Here is a 19613-nt window from a genome sequence, read left to right on the forward strand (position 1 = left end):
GACAAAATGACTCCAGATGAGTTTTACTATGACCAGCTACCACAACAAAATAAGGTAGCTTAACTAGAGCAGAGTATCACTTATAAATAAGCTTTTAGTTGTTCAAACATGTGGGACCACCTCTCTTTGTATTGTTTAACAAAGTATGCCCTTCACATATAACGGGTATGTTCTCTATTTTTTTATTTGAGTTCGGAGATCTTTGGTATTGTTTAAAAAGACCAATAGTGATGCACTGATTTATGGCTTTTTCTAAGTGTTCTACTACTTCATTGTATAATTCATCACGGTATTTCTGAGCATCTTGGATAGAGTAGGGATAATCTGGGTTTTTCTCAAAAAAATTAGGCTCTCTAATATTTTTATCAACAATATCAAGTTGATTATACAATTTTATAGCGACTAAGAGCTCTGCAATAGGCTTATAGTATTTCTGTTGATTATCTTTTTCATATGTGTTGATAATCTCTTGAATCTGTAGAAATCCTTTATCTAAAGTTAATGAATCGCTAGGTTTTGATTTTAAGATTGATTCGATGATTGTGGCTAAAATAATTACTATAGCTGTGAAAAGGTTAATAATTTTATCTTTAGTTACAATTTCACCAGTTCTCATTAATTTAACATCAAAAAAACTACACTCTTGAATAGATTTATTTAAGAACTCTGGGAGAGTTTTTCCTAGAACTGAATAATAGGAATATTGGAAGCCAGTTATATCCGTTGTTTCAGCCCACGTTTGCACACATTTTATTTTTTCGTATTTCTTGTAGTCAACTGAAAGCGATTGGCTTAATGCTTTGGCATTAGGAACGATTTCTTCGTGTGTACTTATATAGCCAATTAATTCATTTAAGAATTTTTTTTGGCTACGGATGTCTTTTTTAGATGGATTTAAATGATTTGAAGTTTTGCATTCGCCTGTTATTGATTCAACTTTCTTTTTCTTGGGAGTGAGTGGCATAATTGGGCTTCAAAGGTTGTACATAGTTGGTTATTTTATTTTATAAATCATTATCTTGAAAAGATAAACCTGATAATGTAATTAGCGAATATCTTTTAAGTGATTTTTAAAAAAGTTGAAATAAATACAATAATAATCAACTTATTATCAATTGGTGTTTTTAAGATAGTGGCAGTAATTTAGACTTTTATAGGAGGGGGTATGGAGTTAGAAACTAGGTTGGTTTTCATTGATACATCTGCATATGAGAATAAGAATTATCAATTTGGTCAACATATTTTAGGGCGCCTTCAAGAGCTTATTGAGCAGGAAAAGATTCACCTTTTGGTCACTGATGTCACGAAAAGTGAAATTGAATCACATTTAAAGAAGAAGTCAGTCGAGGCTGCATCAAAAATTAAGCATATAACTAAAGATGCTATGTTTCTTAGGAATGCATCTGAACTAGATTGTTATGGCATATTTACTAAAGTGAGTGGTGATGAAATTTATGATCTAGTGCATAAAAAGTTTTTAGAGTTTTTGGAAGGGCGATGCGTAGAAATTATAAGTGTAAGTTCTGTTGACCCAAATGTGGTATTCAATGCTTATTTTCATAACCTTCCACCATTCGATAAAGAATCTAAAAAACATGAATTCCCTGATGCGTTTGCATTAGAAGCAGTAAAACAGATTAGCTTGCGAAGAGGGCATGCAGTTTATATTGTTAGCTCTGACGGTGACATGAAGTCATTCTGTGCTAATGAGAGTAGCTTTATACATCTAGAATCTGTAGATGATTTGATTGATTTGATAGTTCGCAGTGATAAAGCATACGAAGAACCAACCAAGTTTGCTGACGAAGTATTTGAGCTCTTGCAAGAGAAAATAAAAGCACTTGCTTTACAATCTTTACAGGATGGTGAGTTTAATTATGAAAATACTGAGCCTTTTGACGATGTTATAAGTTCTATTGATATAGATTCATTAACTATTAAGAAGAAAACATTGCAAAATGTTGACGCGGAGTGGGCTGAATATTCAGTTGAGTTTGAAGTGACTGTTATAGCAAATTACCAATTCTCTGATTATGATCGTTCGCCTTGGGATCCTGAAGATAAACAATATTTATTTGTACTTAACAATGAATCCATAATTAAGCACAAAGAAACCTATACAGCCCATTTAATGCTTACCTATGACGATGGATTAAAGGTAAAAGCTGATATTGCCGAGCTTAACTTCGAAGAATCTTATTTTGAGCTAACAGATAATGATGCAGAAATTCTTTATTTCAAAGAACTAGATGTTAATGGGGAGTAAAATGAAATTATATGTAATAGGTAATGGATTTGATGTTCATCATGGGCTTGATACAAAATATACATCATTTGGTTTGTATCTCAAAAAAAATTACAGAGATGTGTACAATCTTTTGTTAGAACACTTTGGTTTTACTGATTTAGATCCTGATTTTCCTTCCTCAATGTTAGATCCATTATGGTCAGAGTTTGAGAGCAGCATGTCTGGTTTGAGTACAGATTCTGTTTTGGAAGCAAATATGGATGCAATGCCCAACTATGCATCAGATAATTTTAGAGATAGAGATCGGTATACGCTTGAAATTGAGATGGAGCGAATTTTGGGTTATTTAACAACAGATCTGTATAAGGCTTTTAAAGAATTTATATTAGCTGTTGAATTTCCTGAATTTAATCTGGGAAACGCCGTCAATTTAGATAGAAATGCCATGTATCTCACTTTTAATTATACGGATACTCTTACTTATTACTACGGGATTCCAGATAACAATATTTTGTTCATACATGGAAAGGCTGAAAATGATGATCAAGAACTTATTCTTGGTCATGGTGTTGATCCTGAGAATTTCAAAGAAAAACCTGTGGAACCCCCTAAAGAGTTAAATGATGAAGAGTATGAACAATGGGCGGAATATCAGTCTGCTCAATATGATTATTCTTTTGAACGTGGTAAACATGCAATCAATCGCTACTTTTCAGCAACATTTAAAGGTACAGAAGAAATCATTGAGAATAATAAGAAATTCTTTTCAAGTATCCATAATATTGAAGAAATCTACATTCTTGGTCACTCACTTGCTGATGTTGATTTGCCATATTTCCGTAAATTAAAACAATCAGTCAAGCCTGATATTAAATGGGTTGCAACATTTTATGCTTCTCAAGATGAACAACGTCACATGGATATTTTAAAAGCGCTTAATATATCCAATGTATCAGTAATTCGAATGAATGAGGTCTAATAATTCTCAGGGGCCTTATATTCAAAAGTGGAGTGCAAAAAAATTGCATTATTTTCATTATCGGCTTTTGTTTTAGGCAACTATTTTATATTAGAACCTAACACCTTTACTATATGAGCAAGGTGTTAGGATTTTAATGTTTTTTATTGGTTTATAGAGCTATGAAGATCTTCCCAAATTTGAGTAGCAACTTCATTCGATACATTATTCGATTCAGCAATTTTCTGAATCTCATTTTCTCGAGCTTCTCTATAATCTTCTTCTTGCTGTTCAAGATTTAGATCTTGTCTCATATTGGATCCCCTTTAATCAAAAAAATTTGAGTTGGATCAATATGCAGAAAAAGGTCTGACGTTTCAATACTACCGATGATGAAATATAACATTAAATTTTTATGCACTAGTTGATTGCTTGACGCTCTACAGTGCGCAGATTATCCTTAGCCTGCTGACCTACATCGTCAGCGGGTTTTGACAGACCCATTAACAAAGACAATATGCGAAATCTCATTTTGCATGTTGTGGACCCGTTCGTCCCCCTTTCTTTGCGGTAGGGCGGAGGGGGGACGCGCTTGCGCGTGCTGGTTTCTTTGTTACCAGTCTGTCAACCCTCCTTCGTTCTGCCACCATCAATTGACAGTGATTTGGCAGGATTCTTTTAAAACAAAGGAGTACGCCATGCGCTTACATCAAGACCGTCTTTTATATTTCTCTTTTTTCATGTTTGTACCGTTGGGTGATTAGACCTGATGCTGTGCAGTCAATGCATAGCTGTGTCGATGACTTTCTAAGAATAAAACTTTTTCAAGTACATATTACCGATATGAAGATGAATCTCTCATGCTGTTTTGAGGGTCATAGATCTGTGTGCTTTATCGTCTATAACACTTCAAAAAAACATAGATATTCATTCCAACATTCATGCATGGGGAGCACTGCGTCTGATTGAGACCAAGACCAGTGATGCCTATAAAAAGAGAAAATGATTATGTTTAAAACCTTCCTAAAAACTGCCCTTATTTCATTACTACTTGCAGGTGCATCATTGGCGCAGGCAGGCTGGTTTGCGCAAGCCAGTGAAGCCTATTTTGTTAAGGCTCGCAATTTGGGTGGCGGGGTGTATCAGTGCATGTATAAAACCAATCCGGGCAACCGTGGTTGGCGTAATTTCACGGTGAACTTTCAGGGTGGTTGCCCGCGCTTCGTTCACTTTAATGCTCAGAATGGTCAAGTCACTGTACCCAACTAAAGATGGGAGCATTTGAGATGAACCAAAAAACCATATTGGGTTTGGCTGCGATTTTAGCGCTGACCCTAATCATTATTGCAGGCTTCTATTTCTTTAGCCCCAAATATGCAACTGAGAAAACGGTTCAAGCCAGCACTTCTGAGGCTAGCTCTGCACAGCCTTTGGAATCTGCCAGTTCAGAAGCAACAGGATCAACTGAAATTGCAGCAGCAGAAGTGGATGGGATTGATGTCAAAGAGCTTACCACAGGGAGTAAAAGTCTGAGCCTATCAGGCCATGAACCTGAATTGCTCAGCTTTGAATTTGATAAAAACTTAAAGTCTGTCGATACCTTGCTGTCGATGCTGCCTTATAACGAACTGCCTCAGTTTGAGCAGGACAACATAGATAAATATCAACGCTATGTCTTTGCCAAAGCCGCAAAAGATACAGGCAAATCAGTGAAAAACTTCAGCTTACAGGAACACGGAGCACTGGAATCGGAGCAGGCGGGTAATCGTTACTACGTTTATAAATTTGATAATGGCACAGACTGTGAAATTCATCTGGTCAGCATTGATTTAAATACGGGCGATTATGGCGTGAGCTATAACTACTGCTGAGGATAAAATGTATGAAGCAATTTTTTAAACCGATCCTACTGGCAGTGACTGTAACGACAGGAATGTTGTTGAGTGGGTGTAACTCTGGCCTTGATCCAAATACATTTACGGTAGAACTGGATGTCAAAGATACCAGTAACTGGTATGCGCAAAATCAATCCGCTACGGTATTGACCATCCGTTCTAACAGCGCAGATCCGATTGATGTCACCAATGTGCTGATCAACAACGGTGAATGCAGTTATGAAGGCTATCGCAGATCGTTGGAATATCCCCAGCATTTTAAAATGGGTCTACGTTTAAGACTGAAATTAACAGGCTGTGGCTATAACAATGTGGTACGTGTCGATGTTGAAACCGACCAAGGTACTGCAAGCTATAGCTTTCAATAACTCAGTTCAACACTAAGCCAAAGCACTCAATTTAAGCTACACACCAAACCAAACCGCGTCCTTAATGGATGCGGTTTTTTTATGCCCGCCATTCAGCTTTTGTACTGAATTCAGTCTACTTGGAATATTCAATGTCTCTTATTCGCTGTCCTTTTTGTCAGTCTGTCCATGTTCAACAGACCGATTCAGGCAATCCCAACTTTAATTATTTTGAACAACTGCAACGTTGTATTTCCCCCACACAGATGGCGATGTTCGGCATGCAGGTCGCCAAAAAAGCAGGCGTTTCACCTTTTATTGGTGCGGCGATCGGGGTGGTCATCGGCGGGGTTTTGGTGGTGATCAGCCAATACTGCTTTGAAAAGTATTACACCGATGCCGTGCACTACGTCTGCTTGGATTGCCAACAAACCTTTGCATGGGCGAAGTAATCGCATCTCAGCCTTTACATAGTTGAATTCATACATTCTTTAAAACTTTACATCACACACTTATTTTAGGAAGGTTCACCATGGCACATCAACTTGAACAAATGGCTTATGTCGGACAAACCCCTTGGCATGGTTTAGGCAATCAGCTTACCCCAAACCAACCGATTGAAGTCTGGGCCAAACAAGCAGGCATGGACTGGCAGATTGAAAGCTCGAATGTGAGTTATATGGCTGAAAACCATAAAGGACAAAGCTTGATCCTACCGCATGATGAACAGCGGGTTTTATACCGTTCCGACACACATGCGCCTTTATCGGTGGTCAGTCAGCGTTATCAGGAAGTCCAACCCCGAGAGATTCTAGAATTCTATCGAGACTTGACTGAACAATCAGGCTTTGAACTGGAAACCGCAGGGGTACTGAAAGGTGGCAAGAAATTCTGGGCTTTAGCCAAAACAGGACAGACTTCTGCCTTAAAAGGCAAAGATGTCAGCAATGGCTATATTTTATTAGCTACGGCGTGTGATGGCACTTTGGCGACCACGGCGCAATTTACCAGTATTCGCGTGGTGTGTAATAACACTCTAGCTATTGCCTTAAAAGGTCAGAACACAAGTGCAGGCGTAGTCAAAGTGCCACATAGTACCAAGTTTGATGCGCAAAAGATTAAACAGCAATTGGGGATTTCAGTGCGGGCATGGAACGAACATATGTATGAAATGAAACAGCTCAGTCAACGTAAAGTCACACAGACTGAAGCGGCAGCTTATTTCGATGCGGTGTTTAATAACACCAGCATCAGTCCAACCGAGCAAGATGACAGTATTATTCAGTTCTATCGCAATGTTGCCACACAAGCCAACTCAGCTACTAAAGCTGACAACAAGATTGAACCGAATGGACGTTCTATGTCAAAAGTCATGACCATGTTTAATGGGCATGGCCGTGGGGCAGAACTCAGTTCAGCCAAAGACACCGCTTATGGCTTACTGTGTTCCATTACGGAATTTTGTGATCATGAACGTCGAGCCATGAGTCAGGATCATCGCTTAGATTCAGCATGGTTCGGTGCAGGGGCAGGGCTTAAGCAACGTGGGCTTGAACAAGCATTACGCTTAATTGTTTAAGTTTAGATTCAGATTCCGAATTTAAGATAATCACATCAGATCAACATGATCCTGTAAATCTCCTTGAACTCGAATACCTCTTTGCCACATCTCCAGATGTGGCTTTTTTTATGTCTAAAATTTAATAATCAGAGGACATCTATATGAACTCAGCTTTAATTCAACCTCATCCTACTCGAGCAAATATCCATGCGCACCGCCCTAAACTCAGCCATCCAAAACGCTTTTTAGAGACCAAAAACTTAAGTCAAGCCGAATGGCTAGAAGTGCGTCGCCAAGGCATTGGCAGTAGTGACTGTGCTGCCGCTTGTGGACTCAATCCTTATATGTCGATGCTCGAATTGTGGATGATCAAAACAGGTCGGATTCAACAATCCATTGAGGGTGAAAGTGAAGGTCATGCGCCTTTGTACTGGGGTAAACGGCTTGAACCCTTGGTGGCTGAGTACTACAGCATGCACACCAACTACAAAGTCCGTCGGGTCAATGCGGTGTTACAACATCCCGAAGCTGATAAACATTTCATGCTCGCCAATTTGGATTATTCCGTAACAGGTGATGCCGATGTACAAATATTGGAATGTAAAACCGCAGGCGAATATGGCGCCAAACTGTGGCGAGATGGTGTGCCTTTATACGTACTGTGTCAGGTACAACACCAATTGGCAGTGACAGGCAAGAAAGCCGCACATATCTGCGTATTGATTTGTGGACATGAAACTCGCATCTTTAAAGTCATTCGTTCTGAATCGGTGATTCAACACATCATCAATGCTGAACGATATTTCTGGGAGTGCGTAGAAAAGGATGTTCCACCCGAAGCCGATGCCAGTGAATCGGCAGCCAAAGCCTTACAGCTACTCTATCCCGAACATGTACCACTCAGCACCACAGATTTATCCGAAGACGAAAGTTCCAATCAACAGTTTGAACAACTGATTCAAGCACGCAACCAAATTGAAAAGCATCAGGAGCAATTCGATCTGCTTAAGCATCAACTGCAAGCCAAGATGCAACAGGCTGAACGAGCAACATTCTTAACAGGCTCAGTGACGTGGAAAAAGTCTAAAGACTCAATCAGCTTAGACAGCAAGGCTTTACTCAAGCAATACCCTGAATATTTGAATCAATTTCCACAAAGTAAACAAGGTTCACGGCGCTTCAATATCTATACCAATGATGATTGAAGCCGATTTAGCCTAAGCAAAATATCCAACCAACCTAGAAATCCCATGCCTCAGCGCATGGGATTTTTTATGTCTAATTTATTTTACTCAAAAGAGGAAATCATCATGATTAAAGGTTTAGCCATTACACCGCCTATACTCGGGCGCATCAGTATCGGTAAAGTGGTCGAAAAGAACGGTAAACGATTGCCCGAAAAGGATGACCAGTTCACGATTACCAGTCAAATCCAAGGCAAAGAGGGATGGGTGAAGCATCCCTTGGATGAGCAGCTTCGTGCCAAAGCACCCAATCAAAAACTCAGAACCATTCCAGTACGGATGATTTTTAATGATCCTGAACTGAATCTACGAGCTGAGTACACTCTTTTTGATCGACAAACAGGCCGACCAATTTGTACAGGAAATGGTGAAACTTGTCAGCGACTTGGACAAAACGGGGTTGAACAACACCAATGTCCATCACCTGATTTATGTCCTTTGGCCCAAGGTGGACAGTGCAAACCTTATGGACGACTTTACGTGAACTTAGATGAGTCGGATGAGTTGGGTACATTCATTTTTAGAACCACAGGTTTTAATAGCATCCGAACTTTGGCGGCACGGCTTCGTTACTACCATGCGGCTTCAGGTGATTTGCTTTCATGTTTGCCATTGCAACTCACTCTGAGGGGGAAAAGCACAACCCAAAGCTACCGTACACCGATCTACTACGTAGACTTAACTTTACGGGATGGTGTTAATTTGCAGGAAGCAATTACGTCAGCGAAACAGATTGATGAACAAAGTAAGGTAGCAGGATTTTATCAGGAGGCTTTGGATCATGTGGCACGACAGGGTTATGGTAATGCTACTTTTGAGGTGGGAGGTGAAGAGGGCTTAGATATTATTGAGGAGTTTTATAATTCAAATGAGAAAGAGGAGCCTCACCAATGCGGCACTTTATCGTGTGTAACGACAATGAGACAAGAGTTAGCTCGTAATGTTAAAGCACTAACTTAAAAGCTAAGGGAACTTTTAAGTTCCCTTAGCTATAAATAGCTCAAGCTAAATTCTTTAATACGCCACATTTATCAGCAGTACATAAACCGTCACAGGTTTTCCGAATTTCTAACAACTGCTCAATGAGTTTCTGTTGGTTTCTAATACTATCTTGTACATCTCTGATATGAGAATCAATAAGTTCGTTTACTTCAGAACAATTTTGGGCAGGAGTATCTTTATAAGTTAATAATTTCTTGATTTCACTAAGATTCATGTTCAATGTTCGACAATTGACAATAAATTTTAGTCTATCAATATAGTTTTCAGAATACAGTCGATAGTTACCCTGATTTCTTTCAGGTGGTGGGATTAAACCTTCTTTTTCATAGAACCTGATTGTTAATACTGAACAAGAGGTCTTCTCAGATAACTCACCTATTTTTAAGAACATGGTAATCAACAAAAACTAGCTTGACTCTATAGTAGCTATAGGGATTTTAATATGCAATAAGTAAAGATATGACTATAGGCACATCAATGAGTGGTTGCGGTTGTAATAAAGAAAGTTCTTGTGACGATACCAAGCAAAAACAAAATGAATCAGAAACAGATTCTTGTAAAGGTAAAGATTCAGCTACTGAAGTAAGTAAAAGCTCTTGTTGTGGTAATGAGTTACAGCAAGGAGCTAACTCTGATGAAAAAGATACTTGCGGTAGTAACCAGCCGTGTTCTACGCAGTCGAATTTATGTTGTGGTTCGGATTCGATAACTTCACCTGAAACGATTCGGGGGAGTGAAGATACAGCGACTTTCATCAGTGACTATAACATCCCGAAAATGGATTGCTCCGCAGAGGAACAAATGGTTCGGATGACTTTATCTTCATTAGTAGATGTTAAGAGGCTGGTATTTGATTTGCCAAACCGAAACCTAAAAGTTCTGCATAATGGTGAAAATAATGAAATCACTGCAAAACTTGAAGCTCTTGGATTTGGAGCAAAATTAAATAAAACTGAAGCTTATGAAAATAAAGAGCACGCACAAGAAGCCAGTACTTTTCTGATTCCAAAGATGGATTGTTCGGCAGAAGAGCAAATGGTCAGAATGGCTCTTTCTCCCTTGCATGACGTTAAAGGTTTATCATTTGATTTGGCACAAAGACAGTTAGTTGTTTTCCATACAAATGGGATTAATGAAATTACCACAAAACTTGAAGCCCTCGGTTTTGGTGCAAAGCTTGTGGAAACAGTAAAAGCCACTGGGGAATTGCCTGAAACACCAGATCCGACTAAGCAGGCGAAAGTCCTTAAATTATTACTAGCGATTAATGGTATTCTTTTTTTTATTGAATTCATAAGTGGAATTATTGCCGCATCGACGGGTCTCATTGCGGACTCTCTTGATATGTTTGCTGATGCGGCCGTTTACGGTATAGCACTTTACGCGGTAGGGAAAGCGGCAAAATACCAATTAAAAGCAGCTCATTTTGCAGGATGGATTCAACTTTTATTAGCTTTGATCGTTATTATTGATGTTGTCAGACGTTTCATGTTCGGTAGTGAGCCAGAGTCAGATTTGATGATCATTATTGGCTTCTTAGCACTTATTGCCAATGTGACGTGCTTGTATCTCATTTCTGGGCATAGAGATGGCGGAGCCCATATGAAAGCGAGTTGGATCTTTTCAGCTAATGACGTAATAGTAAATATGGGGGTTATTTTAGCAGGTGTACTTGTCGCATGGACTGGTTCAGCTTACCCAGATTTGATTATTGGTATTCTTGTTTCACTGTTTGTACTGAATGGCGCTCGAAAAATTTTGGCGTTGAAATAGGGTGCAGACAATGAATTTATTTCAAGTAAAGCAAGACCAGACTGTAAAAATCATTGATCTTAAAAAGGGTGAACAGTATCAAGATAAAAATGATCCTGTTCTGGAACGTTTAGAACTGCTGGGCTTTAGAGTAGGTGAATCCTTACAAGTGCTTGCGAAAGGGCTTTTTGGTGGTGATCCTGTGTTGGTTCAAATCGAAACATCACGTTTCGCCTTAAGAAAAAATGAAGCAGAACGAATTTTTGTAGAGATTACCAATGGAAACTAAAAATATTGCACTGGTTGGTAATCCTAATTGCGGTAAAACATCACTTTTTAACACCCTCACAGGGACTCGTCAAAAAGTTGCAAATTATGCTGGGGTAACGGTAGAACGGAAAGAGGGATTTTTTAAACTACCTTCTGGTGATACCGTTCGAGTATTGGATTTGCCTGGGACTTATAGTTTAAAACCGAGCAGTTTAGATGAGGAGGTAACTAGAGCAGTATGCTTTGGTGAATTAAGAGGCGAAGTCATACCTGATATTTTTGTATGTGTTGTCGATGCTACGAATCTTCATCTTCATTTAAGTCTTGTACTTGAAGTCAGGGCTTTAAACAGACCAATGTTACTTGTTCTTAACATGATGGATGAGGTTAGAAAGCGTGGGATTGCAATTGATACAACGAAGCTATCTCAGCTTTTAGGTATTCCTGTTGTTGAATCAGTAGCTGTAAAAACAAAAGGCATTCAGGGGCTATTGACTCAATTGGATCAAAAGAATTTGTTTGTTGCCCCTTATCATTCTGATCTGAGTCACTTTGACCAAATCAAATATATTACAAAACAAGTCATCTTGAAAAATGATAATGGTGATAAACGAACGGCTTTCTTGGACAAAATATTCTTACATCCAGTTTTTGGATTATTAATATTGACCTTTACCATGTTTGTAATGTTTCAGGCTGTCTTTATCTGGGCTCAGCCATTAATTTCCTTCGTTGAGGATTCGATTTCATGGTTTGGTGGAGCGATAGGACCTCTGATCACTCATCCACTTTTAAGAAGTTTGGTCGTTGATGGTGTGATTGCAGGTGCTGGTAGTGTACTCGCGTACATGCCTCAAATTCTGATCTTATTTTTCTTTATTTTAATTTTAGAAGAATCGGGATACTTACCTAGAGCTGCTTTTTTGTTAGATAAGCTGATGTCTAAAGCTGGTTTAAGTGGGCGTTCATTTATTCCGTTACTTTCGAGCTTTGCTTGTGCAATTCCCGGAGTCATGGCGACTAGAAGTATTAGCTCTGAAAGAGATCGTTTAGCAACGATTATGATTGCACCTTTAATGACGTGTTCTGCACGACTACCTGTATATGCTTTGCTGATCGCTGCATTCATTCCAAACAAGTTGGTTTATGGTTGGCTCAGTTTACAAGGTCTAGTTCTGTTCGGGCTTTACATGTCAGGAATCGTATCCGCTTTATTGGTTTCTTTATTCCTGAAATTAGTCAGAAAAGATAAAACTGAAAGTATTTTCATTTTTGAATTACCTACATACCGTATTCCAGATGTTCGAAATGTAGCTTTGGGGCTTTATGATAGAGCAACTATATTCTTAAAAAGAGTTGGTGGAATTATTGTCGCACTTTCTATTTTATTATGGTTCTTGGTAACGTTCCCTTTACCACCTGATAATCCAACAATGCCACCAATCAATTATAGTATTGCTGGACAGTTAGGACATCTAATCCATCCAATATTTGCTCCAATTGGATTTACTTGGGAAATTTGTATTGCTTTGATTCCTGCAATGGCAGCTCGTGAAGTGATTATTGCTGCATTAGGAGTGATTTATGCAATGTCTGGTGATGAAGATGCAGTTACCCAGACCTTATTATCTCAAATATCTGGACCAGATGGATGGGGGCTAGCGACAGGTATGTCATTGTTAGTTTGGTTTATCTTTGCCCCGCATTGTTTAGCAACACTAGCAACTATTCGAAGAGAAACAGGGAGTTGGAAACAACCAGTCGTAATGGCTGTTTATCTATTTTCGTTGGCTTACCTATTTTCTTTTATAACTTATCAAGTCATAAGTCGATTTTAATTTAAAAGGCGGCTGTTGACATAAATCAATAGTCGCCTTCTAAAGAGGCTTTTAATTTAGTTGTATTATTGCCATTCAATTGATAGTGAAAAGCTTTTTTAGATGGTATTTATTTTCGAAGACATTATTAAAAATTCAATATATGGTATTGCATATATATGGAAATTCGAATATAAAGATGCTATAAATTCTCAAAAGAGCTCAATTCGATGACAACTTCATCAAATGTGACGATTTATCACAACCCAGCTTGTGGAACATCTAGGAATACTTTGGCATTGATCCGTAATACAGGGATTGAGCCAACTGTGATTGAATATCTCATTACACCACCTAGTTATGACGAATTAGTTAAATTGATTCAGGACGCAAAATTAACAGTAAGAGAGGCCATTCGCCAGAATGTAGATCCTTATCGGGATTTAGACCTTGATCGTAGTGATTTGAGTGATGAGCAGTTACTTGGTTTTATGCTTGATCATCCAATATTGATTAATCGACCATTTGTTGTTACTGAATTAGGCACTCGCTTGAGCCGTCCCTCAGAAGTTGTCTTAGATATTCTACCACTACCTCAGAAGGGAGCCTTTACGAAAGAGGATGGTGAAAAAGTGATTGATGAAAATGGTCAACGAGTGAATTAAAAAATTTACTTTTTGCATATGATTATCCGTATATCCAAATGAGTGAATAGGAATTAAGAATGGACCAAGTAAATTTTTTTAAATGCTTATCAGATGAAACTCGACTCAATATCGTGACTTTAGTTACTGAGAATAAAGAATTATGTGTTTGTGATTTGACTGAAAAGTTGCAACTGAGTCAGCCAAAGATTTCTAGGCATTTAGCGTTATTGCGTTCCTCTGGTCTCTTACAGGACAGAAGACAAAGCCAATGGGTGTATTACAGCATTAATCCGCAGTTACCAACGTGGTGTCATGACGTTCTGAATCTTTTGGTAAGCAGTCAAACCATAGCGAATAAAGCTTCCCAAAATATCCAAATAAATAGTTATTGTGAGTAACAGAGTATGAAATTTCTTTTTTTGTGTACTGGAAATAGTTGCCGTAGCATCCTGTCAGAAGTTCTTTTTAACAGCCGCGCGCCTGAAGGGTGGATAGCTTACAGTGCAGGTAGTAAGCCATCAGGGCAAGTACATCCATTGACCATAGAAACTTTAGAGAATCTTGGTCTTTCAACAGATGGTTTGTGGAGCAAAACCATTGATGACTGTGAACAATATCAACCTGACGTGGTGATTACTGTTTGCGATTCAGCAGCTCAGGAAGCGTGTCCACTATATTTGGGTGGAGCGATCAAGGCTCATTGGGGCTTGGCTGATCCTTCACATTTAGATTTGCCGAAAGAAGAAAAATTAAAAGCATTCCAAGTGACTGTAGACCATATTAATCGTCGTTTAGATGCATTGTTGGCACTGGATACAGCGCACATGTCTCGTCCTGAATTGATTGCTGCAATCAATCACATCTCAGATATTGAATGAGAGCATCATGACTCAACAAAGACTGTCATTTTTAGATCGTAACCTTACGCTATGGATTTTCATTGCGATGGGGTTGGGAATAGCGATCGGTGTGTTCTTTCCACAAGCTTCAGTGGCATTGGATAAAATGAGTGTGGATTCCGTCAATATTCCAATTGCGATTGGTTTGATTTTGATGATGTATCCACCTTTGGCAAAAGTGGATTATGCAGCGCTACCACAAGTGTTTAAAGACAAAAAAACTTTAACTTTGTCTTTGGTGCAGAACTGGGTGATAGCACCAGTATTGATGTTTGCCTTAGCCATTATTTTTCTACATAGCTATCCAGAGTATATGACAGGCTTAATCCTGATAGGGCTGGCTCGTTGTATTGCGATGGTCTTGGTGTGGAACGGTTTGGCCTGTGGGGATAACCAATATGTTGCTGCATTGGTGGCCTTTAACAGTATCTTCCAAATTTTATTTTTCAGTACCTATGCTTGGTTGTTCTTGACCTTCTTACCACCTTATTTTGGTGTTGCAGGGCAAGTGATCAATGTGGATTTCTGGACGATTACCCATGCAGTACTGGTGTACTTAGGGATTCCATTTTTTCTTGGCTTTATGACCCGATTCATTTTAGTTCGTGCTAAAGGTTTGGATTGGTATCAAAATGTCTTCTTACCTAAGATTAGTCCACTGAGTCTACTGGCTTTATTGTTCACGATTGTGGCGATGTTTAGCCTGAAAGGGAACGATGTGGTGAGCTTACCGATGGATGTCTTGCGTATTGCGATTCCATTGACCATTTACTTTATTGTGATGTTCTTCATCAGCTTCTTCATGAGCAAATGGATGGGGAACGATTATCCTAAAACCACAGCAATTTCTTTTACTGCTGCGGGAAATAACTTTGAATTGGCACTTGCTGTAGCGATTGCAACTTTTGGTTTAGCTTCACCTGTGGCGTTTACTACTGTAATTGGTCCACTGGTTGAAGTGCCAGTGCTGATTGCTTTGGTCAGTGTGTCTTTGTGGCTTAGAAAAAAGTTTTTTAAAGCAGAGGTGTAATTTCTATGACTCTCCCAAATGTAGATATGAATCTTTTGGATCAACCGACTTTAGAAAAGGTACAAGCTAAAGAGTTGGATCATCCACCCCGTATTTTGCTGCTGTATGGTTCAAACCGTGAGCGTTCATACAGCCGTTTGGCCGTAATGGAAGCAGGACGTATCTTGGAGCAGTTTGGTGCCGAAGTAAAAATCTTTCATCCTAAAGGGCTGCCTTTACCTGAAGATGCGGACACTGAACATCCAAAGGTTAAAGAGTTGCATGATTTACTCGCTTGGGCAGAAGGCATGGTGTGGTGTTCGCCTGAGCGTCATGGCTCCATGAGTTCAATTTTCAAATCGCAAATTGACTGGATACCATTGGCAGGCGGTGCAATTCGTGCAACGCAAGGTAAGACTTTAGCTTTGATGCAGGTCAGTGGCGGTTCACAGTCTTTTAACAGCTTAAACCAGATGCGTATTTTAGGCCGTTGGATGCGGATGATCACCATTCCGAACCAATCGTCTATTCCTAAAGCTTTTTTAGAGTTTGAGGAAAATGGACGGATGAAACCTTCATCCTTCTATGATCGAATTGTCGATGTAATGGAAGAACTATATAAGTTCACCTTGCTCACTCGTGGGCAGAGTCAGTACCTCACGGACCGTTATTCAGAGCGAAAAGAGTCGGCAGAAGAATTATCTAAGCGTGTCAATCAACGTAGCTTATAAACTTTAGGTGATCAGAAATGCAAAAGAGACATTCTAAATTAGTGATCTTAGGTTCAGGGCCTGCGGGTTATAGTGCTGCTGTGTATGCAGCACGTGCAAACTTAAAACCTACATTGATAGCGGGTATACAACTTGGTGGTCAATTAACAACGACCACTGAGGTAGATAACTGGCCGGGCGACCCAGAAGGTTTAACTGGTCCTGCACTTATGGAAAGAATGCAAGCCCATGCTGAACGCTTTGGTACAGAAATTGTGTATGACCACATCAATGAAGTTGATTTAAGCGTCCGTCCATTTGTGCTAAAAGGCGACATGGAAGACTTTACTTGTGATGCACTGATTATTGCAACAGGTGCGACAGCACAATACTTGGGTCTTGAATCTGAAGCTAAATTCATGGGTCAAGGTGTCAGCGCATGTGCAACTTGTGATGGTTTCTTTTATAAGAATCAAAAAGTCATGGTCGTGGGTGGTGGTAACACAGCAGTTGAAGAAGCACTTTATCTTTCTAATATTGCTGAACATGTCACCTTAGTTCACCGTAGAGACAGTTTACGTTCAGAGAAAATTCTACAAGATCATCTTTTTACCAAAGAAAAAGAAGGCAAAATTAGTATTCTTTGGAACAATCAAGTTGATGAAGTCTTAGGTGATAATACTGGTGTTACTTCAGTTCGCTTGAAGTCAACTTTGGACGAAAGCATACAAGATGTTGAAGTTCAGGGCTTATTTGTTGCTATTGGTCACAAACCGAATACAGGTATGTTTGACGGCCAACTCAACCTACGTGATGGCTACATTCAAGTACAAAGTGGTACTTCAGGCAATGCAACAGCAACTTCTGTGGCAGGGGTATTTGCTGCGGGTGACGTTGCTGACAGCATTTATCGTCAAGCAATTACTTCGGCAGGCTCAGGCTGTATGGCAGCTTTGGATGCCGAAAAGTATCTTGATCAATTAAGCAATTGAAAGGCTCATTTAAACGCTTGAAAATTGTATGAAATACGCCCAGTCTGTTGAGCAGACTGGGCGTTATTTTGATTATGACAATAAATAATAGGAGAGAAGCTTTGACTCAATTACAAGCTGAAGTCGATGTAGTCATTATTGGTGGCGGTCAGGCAGCCCTTGCCACAGCTTATTTCCTCAAACGTAAGAAAATTCCATTTATTATTTTAGATGACCAATCTCAGGCGGGCGGTGCATGGTCACATGCTTGGGAATCTCTTCGTCTTTTTTCTCCAAATACTTGGAGTTCGTTGTCAGGTTGGATGATGCCAACAACTGAACAAACCTACCCGACGCGAAATGAAGTGATTGACTACTTGTCTGCATACGAGCAACGCTATCAATTTCCGATTATTCGACCAGTTCATGTCGATCATATCGAACAAAAAGATGGCTATTTAGATGTGTATGCTGGCGATCAATATTGGCGAGCTAAAGCGGTGGTCAGTGCGACAGGAACATGGAGTCAACCTTATATTCCGCATTATGAAGGACATGAACGATTTGAAGGATTACAAACGCATTCAGCCCATTATGTAAATCCAGAGCCTTTTATTAATAAAAAAGTGATCGTGGTTGGTGGTGGTAATTCAGGGGCACAAATTCTTGCCGAAGTCTCAAAAGTTGCAGATACCACTTGGGTCACAGTAACACCACCTCAATTTTTATCGGATGATGTTGATGGGCGTGTTTTATTTCTTCGGGCAACTGAACGTTTAAAAGCTCAACAGGAAGGTCGTGTGATTGATCAACCCGTTGGTGGTCTGGGTGATATTGTCATGATTGACAGTGTCAAAGAAGCCCGCGAACGTGGCGTATTACATAGCCGAGAACCTTTTACTGCATTTGAAGAGAATTCGGTTATATGGGCTGATGGTTCAACACAAGCTGTAGATGCTGTGATTTGGTGTACAGGGTTTAAAGCTTCATTGAATCATTTAAGAAGTCTTGATGTAGTAGAACCTGATCAGACAGTTGCTGTGAATGATGGACGCTCAATAAAAGTAAATAACCTTTGGTTGGTTGGCTATGGGGAATGGACAGGCATGGCATCTGCAACATTAATTGGGGTTTCTAGAACAGCAAGAGCAACGGTAGATGAAATAGATGCTTATTTGGCTAATGTTTAAGAGCTATGCATTTTAAGGCAGTGTACAGATAGGTTTGCATTGCCCCTCAATACTTTATGGATATTTCTTTATTGTGATGCTACTTCATTCAAAAAAATACAAACTCATTGCTGTCATGGGCTTCACGCAGATTCTTGCGTGGAGCTCCACTTTTTATTTACCCGCAGTACTAGCTAATCTTATTGCCAAAGACACAGGATGGTCTCTAACTTTAGTGATTGCTGGGTTGTCTTGGGGATTTATAGTTACAGGTATTTGTTCTCCAAAAGTTGGGCGGTTTATCGAGCAATTTGGTGGAAGAAAAGCACTGTCTATTGGTTCAATATTCTTTGCTGTCGGGCTGATATGTTTAGGGCTTTCTACTTATCTACTTATTTATTATTTTGCGTGGACAATGCTCGGTATTGGTATGGCATTTGGCCTGTATGATGCCGCATTTTCAACATTGGGTCGATTACTTGGTAAAGATGCAAAAACGGCGATTGTTGGTGTGACATTATTAGGCGGTTTAGCCAGTACCATCGGTTGGGCGCTAATTGTATTTTTAGAAGGCTTATACGGTTGGAGAATCAGTTGTTTTATTCTGGCATTGTTTCATCTTCTTCTAGGTCTACCGTTGCATTACTTTTTACTTCCTAGAGAAGAGCAAGGCACGGAAACTCATGGTAAAGAGCTCAATAACCAAACCACGGGACACAAAGAAGATAATCGGCTATTTATGTTGGTGGCCGCTATTTTGACAGTACAATCTTTTGTAGTGGCGACAATTTCAGTCCATCTATTATCGATGCTAAAAACAATTGGCTTTAGTTTATCAACAGCCCTTGCGATTGGGATGATGATTGGTCCCGCGCAGATCTTAGCGAGATTGCTGGAGTTTTCTTTGTTTAGAAACATACATCCTAGTTGGTCGAGTCGTTTTGGTGTATTGATTAGCTTCTTTGGTCTCTTTTTTTTGTTCGCGGAGGCTTTGTTGCACAAAGCTATTCTTGAAGGCTTCTTCAGTAATATAATTTCCAGATGAAGAAGCCTACACCTAAAATCTATCGTACAACCAATTGGTCCTCGTATAACCAAGCTTTAATCAAGCGAG

At 39.5% G+C, this 19613-nt stretch carries 22 protein-coding genes and 1 pseudogene; 20 read left to right on the plus strand and 3 right to left on the minus strand.

What is annotated here, in order from left to right; translation table 11 throughout:
* Positions 1-94: 94 nt before the first annotated feature.
* Complete coding sequence (locus GBI16_RS14475) at positions 95-964, minus strand: hypothetical protein (protein WP_151707317.1); 870 nt, start codon at positions 962-964, stop codon at positions 95-97.
* 201 nt (positions 965-1165) lie between these two features.
* Between GBI16_RS14475 and GBI16_RS14480 the strand changes: the two genes are divergently transcribed.
* Both GBI16_RS14480 and GBI16_RS14485 read left to right on the plus strand, forming a co-directional pair.
* Entirely contained in the window at positions 1166-2266 is a 1101-nt protein-coding gene (locus GBI16_RS14480) for a PIN domain-containing protein (RefSeq protein ID WP_151707318.1), read from the plus strand.
* 1 nt (position 2267) lies between these two features.
* Positions 2268-3227 (plus strand): bacteriophage abortive infection AbiH family protein, encoded by a 960-nt coding sequence (locus tag GBI16_RS14485; RefSeq protein ID WP_151707319.1) that lies wholly within the window; start codon positions 2268-2270, stop codon positions 3225-3227.
* Between the two features lie 143 nt (positions 3228-3370).
* Here GBI16_RS14485 and GBI16_RS18700 read toward each other — a convergent pair whose 3' ends face one another.
* Positions 3371-3520, minus strand: coding sequence for a hypothetical protein (locus tag GBI16_RS18700; RefSeq protein ID WP_171494569.1), 150 nt, complete (start codon positions 3518-3520; stop codon positions 3371-3373).
* A 694-nt stretch (positions 3521-4214) separates the two neighbouring features.
* Here GBI16_RS18700 and GBI16_RS14495 point away from each other — a divergent pair.
* The 7 genes from GBI16_RS14495 to GBI16_RS14525 all read left to right on the plus strand — a co-directional run bounded on the left by GBI16_RS14495 (position 4215) and on the right by GBI16_RS14525 (position 9213).
* A complete protein-coding gene (locus GBI16_RS14495) occupies positions 4215-4475 on the plus strand; it encodes a hypothetical protein (protein WP_151707320.1) in 261 nt (86 codons plus the stop codon).
* 17 nt (positions 4476-4492) lie between these two features.
* Positions 4493-5077: a hypothetical protein gene (locus tag GBI16_RS14500; protein WP_151707321.1), complete on the plus strand. Its 585-nt coding sequence runs from the start codon at positions 4493-4495 to the stop codon at positions 5075-5077.
* 11 nt (positions 5078-5088) lie between these two features.
* Positions 5089-5469 carry a hypothetical protein gene (locus GBI16_RS14505; protein WP_151707322.1) on the plus strand — a complete coding sequence of 127 codons (381 nt, stop codon included), beginning with the start codon at positions 5089-5091 and terminating at the stop codon, positions 5467-5469.
* Positions 5470-5600: 131 nt separating this feature from the next.
* Entirely contained in the window at positions 5601-5900 is a 300-nt protein-coding gene (locus GBI16_RS14510; protein WP_151707323.1) for a hypothetical protein, read from the plus strand.
* Between the two features lie 80 nt (positions 5901-5980).
* Positions 5981-7027 carry a DUF932 domain-containing protein gene (locus GBI16_RS14515; RefSeq protein WP_151707324.1) on the plus strand — a complete coding sequence of 349 codons (1047 nt, stop codon included), beginning with the start codon at positions 5981-5983 and terminating at the stop codon, positions 7025-7027.
* Between the two features lie 143 nt (positions 7028-7170).
* Positions 7171-8214, plus strand: coding sequence for a YqaJ viral recombinase family protein (locus tag GBI16_RS14520; RefSeq protein WP_151707325.1), 1044 nt, complete (start codon positions 7171-7173; stop codon positions 8212-8214).
* A 105-nt stretch (positions 8215-8319) separates the two neighbouring features.
* Positions 8320-9213 (plus strand): hydrolase or metal-binding protein, encoded by an 894-nt coding sequence (locus GBI16_RS14525; protein WP_151707334.1) that lies wholly within the window; start codon positions 8320-8322, stop codon positions 9211-9213.
* A 40-nt stretch (positions 9214-9253) separates the two neighbouring features.
* Here GBI16_RS14525 and cadR read toward each other — a convergent pair whose 3' ends face one another.
* Positions 9254-9646, minus strand: a complete 393-nt coding sequence (gene cadR / locus GBI16_RS14530) for a Cd(II)/Pb(II)-responsive transcriptional regulator (protein ID WP_004655749.1) — start codon at positions 9644-9646, stop codon at positions 9254-9256.
* Between the two features lie 86 nt (positions 9647-9732).
* Here cadR and GBI16_RS14535 point away from each other — a divergent pair, with 86 nt between their 5' ends.
* The 11 genes and pseudogenes from GBI16_RS14535 to GBI16_RS14585 all read left to right on the plus strand — a co-directional run.
* Complete coding sequence (locus GBI16_RS14535) at positions 9733-11028, plus strand: cation transporter (RefSeq protein WP_151707326.1); 1296 nt, start codon at positions 9733-9735, stop codon at positions 11026-11028.
* Positions 11029-11038: 10 nt separating this feature from the next.
* On the plus strand, positions 11039-11296 hold the full coding sequence (locus tag GBI16_RS14540; protein ID WP_004655745.1) for a FeoA family protein: 258 nt from the start codon (positions 11039-11041) through the stop codon (positions 11294-11296).
* Positions 11286-13115 carry a ferrous iron transporter B gene (locus GBI16_RS14545; protein ID WP_151707327.1) on the plus strand — a complete coding sequence of 610 codons (1830 nt, stop codon included), beginning with the start codon at positions 11286-11288 and terminating at the stop codon, positions 13113-13115. Before GBI16_RS14540 ends, GBI16_RS14545 begins: the two co-directional genes overlap by 11 nt.
* 209 nt (positions 13116-13324) lie before the next feature.
* On the plus strand, positions 13325-13759 hold the full coding sequence (arsC, locus tag GBI16_RS14550) for an arsenate reductase (glutaredoxin) (protein WP_151707328.1): 435 nt from the start codon (positions 13325-13327) through the stop codon (positions 13757-13759).
* Positions 13760-13818: 59 nt separating this feature from the next.
* Positions 13819-14139, plus strand: coding sequence for a metalloregulator ArsR/SmtB family transcription factor (locus GBI16_RS14555; RefSeq protein WP_151707329.1), 321 nt, complete (start codon positions 13819-13821; stop codon positions 14137-14139).
* Between the two features lie 6 nt (positions 14140-14145).
* Entirely contained in the window at positions 14146-14619 is a 474-nt protein-coding gene (locus GBI16_RS14560; RefSeq protein ID WP_151707330.1) for an arsenate reductase ArsC, read from the plus strand.
* A 7-nt stretch (positions 14620-14626) separates the two neighbouring features.
* Positions 14627-15670 carry an ACR3 family arsenite efflux transporter gene (gene arsB, locus GBI16_RS14565; protein ID WP_151707331.1) on the plus strand — a complete coding sequence of 348 codons (1044 nt, stop codon included), beginning with the start codon at positions 14627-14629 and terminating at the stop codon, positions 15668-15670.
* Positions 15671-15675: 5 nt separating this feature from the next.
* Entirely contained in the window at positions 15676-16380 is a 705-nt protein-coding gene (gene arsH / locus GBI16_RS14570) for an arsenical resistance protein ArsH (protein ID WP_005012532.1), read from the plus strand.
* A 17-nt stretch (positions 16381-16397) separates the two neighbouring features.
* Complete coding sequence (gene trxB, locus GBI16_RS14575) at positions 16398-17351, plus strand: thioredoxin-disulfide reductase (protein ID WP_151707332.1); 954 nt, start codon at positions 16398-16400, stop codon at positions 17349-17351.
* 101 nt (positions 17352-17452) lie between these two features.
* Positions 17453-18520 (plus strand): ArsO family NAD(P)H-dependent flavin-containing monooxygenase, encoded by a 1068-nt coding sequence (locus GBI16_RS14580; protein WP_151707333.1) that lies wholly within the window; start codon positions 17453-17455, stop codon positions 18518-18520.
* A 115-nt stretch (positions 18521-18635) separates the two neighbouring features.
* Positions 18636-19487, plus strand: a pseudogene (locus GBI16_RS14585) (MFS transporter); the annotation flags it as partial.
* Positions 19488-19613: the final 126 nt, after the last annotated feature.

The organism is Acinetobacter sp. TUM15064, from assembly GCF_008980265.1.
Classification (GTDB): Bacteria; Pseudomonadota; Gammaproteobacteria; order Pseudomonadales; family Moraxellaceae; genus Acinetobacter.

Bases quoted from the DNA above. Each gene is read 5' to 3' on its own strand.
- GBI16_RS14475 (WP_151707317.1), bottom strand. From the start codon at position 964: ATGCCACTCACTCCCAAGAAAAAGAAAGTTGAATCAATAACAGGCGAA.
- GBI16_RS14480 (WP_151707318.1), top strand. From the start codon at position 1,166: ATGGAGTTAGAAACTAGGTTGGTTTTCATTGATACATCTGCATATGAG.
- GBI16_RS14485 (WP_151707319.1), top strand. From the start codon at position 2,268: ATGAAATTATATGTAATAGGTAATGGATTTGATGTTCATCATGGGCTT.
- GBI16_RS18700 (WP_171494569.1), bottom strand. From the start codon at position 3,520: ATGAGACAAGATCTAAATCTTGAACAGCAAGAAGAAGATTATAGAGAA.
- GBI16_RS14495 (WP_151707320.1), top strand. From the start codon at position 4,215: ATGTTTAAAACCTTCCTAAAAACTGCCCTTATTTCATTACTACTTGCA.
- GBI16_RS14500 (WP_151707321.1), top strand. From the start codon at position 4,493: ATGAACCAAAAAACCATATTGGGTTTGGCTGCGATTTTAGCGCTGACC.
- GBI16_RS14505 (WP_151707322.1), top strand. From the start codon at position 5,089: ATGAAGCAATTTTTTAAACCGATCCTACTGGCAGTGACTGTAACGACA.
- GBI16_RS14510 (WP_151707323.1), top strand. From the start codon at position 5,601: ATGTCTCTTATTCGCTGTCCTTTTTGTCAGTCTGTCCATGTTCAACAG.
- GBI16_RS14515 (WP_151707324.1), top strand. From the start codon at position 5,981: ATGGCACATCAACTTGAACAAATGGCTTATGTCGGACAAACCCCTTGG.
- GBI16_RS14520 (WP_151707325.1), top strand. From the start codon at position 7,171: ATGAACTCAGCTTTAATTCAACCTCATCCTACTCGAGCAAATATCCAT.
- GBI16_RS14525 (WP_151707334.1), top strand. From the start codon at position 8,320: ATGATTAAAGGTTTAGCCATTACACCGCCTATACTCGGGCGCATCAGT.
- cadR (WP_004655749.1), bottom strand. From the start codon at position 9,646: ATGTTCTTAAAAATAGGTGAGTTATCTGAGAAGACCTCTTGTTCAGTA.
- GBI16_RS14535 (WP_151707326.1), top strand. From the start codon at position 9,733: ATGAGTGGTTGCGGTTGTAATAAAGAAAGTTCTTGTGACGATACCAAG.
- GBI16_RS14540 (WP_004655745.1), top strand. From the start codon at position 11,039: ATGAATTTATTTCAAGTAAAGCAAGACCAGACTGTAAAAATCATTGAT.
- GBI16_RS14545 (WP_151707327.1), top strand. From the start codon at position 11,286: ATGGAAACTAAAAATATTGCACTGGTTGGTAATCCTAATTGCGGTAAA.
- arsC (WP_151707328.1), top strand. From the start codon at position 13,325: ATGACAACTTCATCAAATGTGACGATTTATCACAACCCAGCTTGTGGA.
- GBI16_RS14555 (WP_151707329.1), top strand. From the start codon at position 13,819: ATGGACCAAGTAAATTTTTTTAAATGCTTATCAGATGAAACTCGACTC.
- GBI16_RS14560 (WP_151707330.1), top strand. From the start codon at position 14,146: ATGAAATTTCTTTTTTTGTGTACTGGAAATAGTTGCCGTAGCATCCTG.
- arsB (WP_151707331.1), top strand. From the start codon at position 14,627: ATGACTCAACAAAGACTGTCATTTTTAGATCGTAACCTTACGCTATGG.
- arsH (WP_005012532.1), top strand. From the start codon at position 15,676: ATGACTCTCCCAAATGTAGATATGAATCTTTTGGATCAACCGACTTTA.
- trxB (WP_151707332.1), top strand. From the start codon at position 16,398: ATGCAAAAGAGACATTCTAAATTAGTGATCTTAGGTTCAGGGCCTGCG.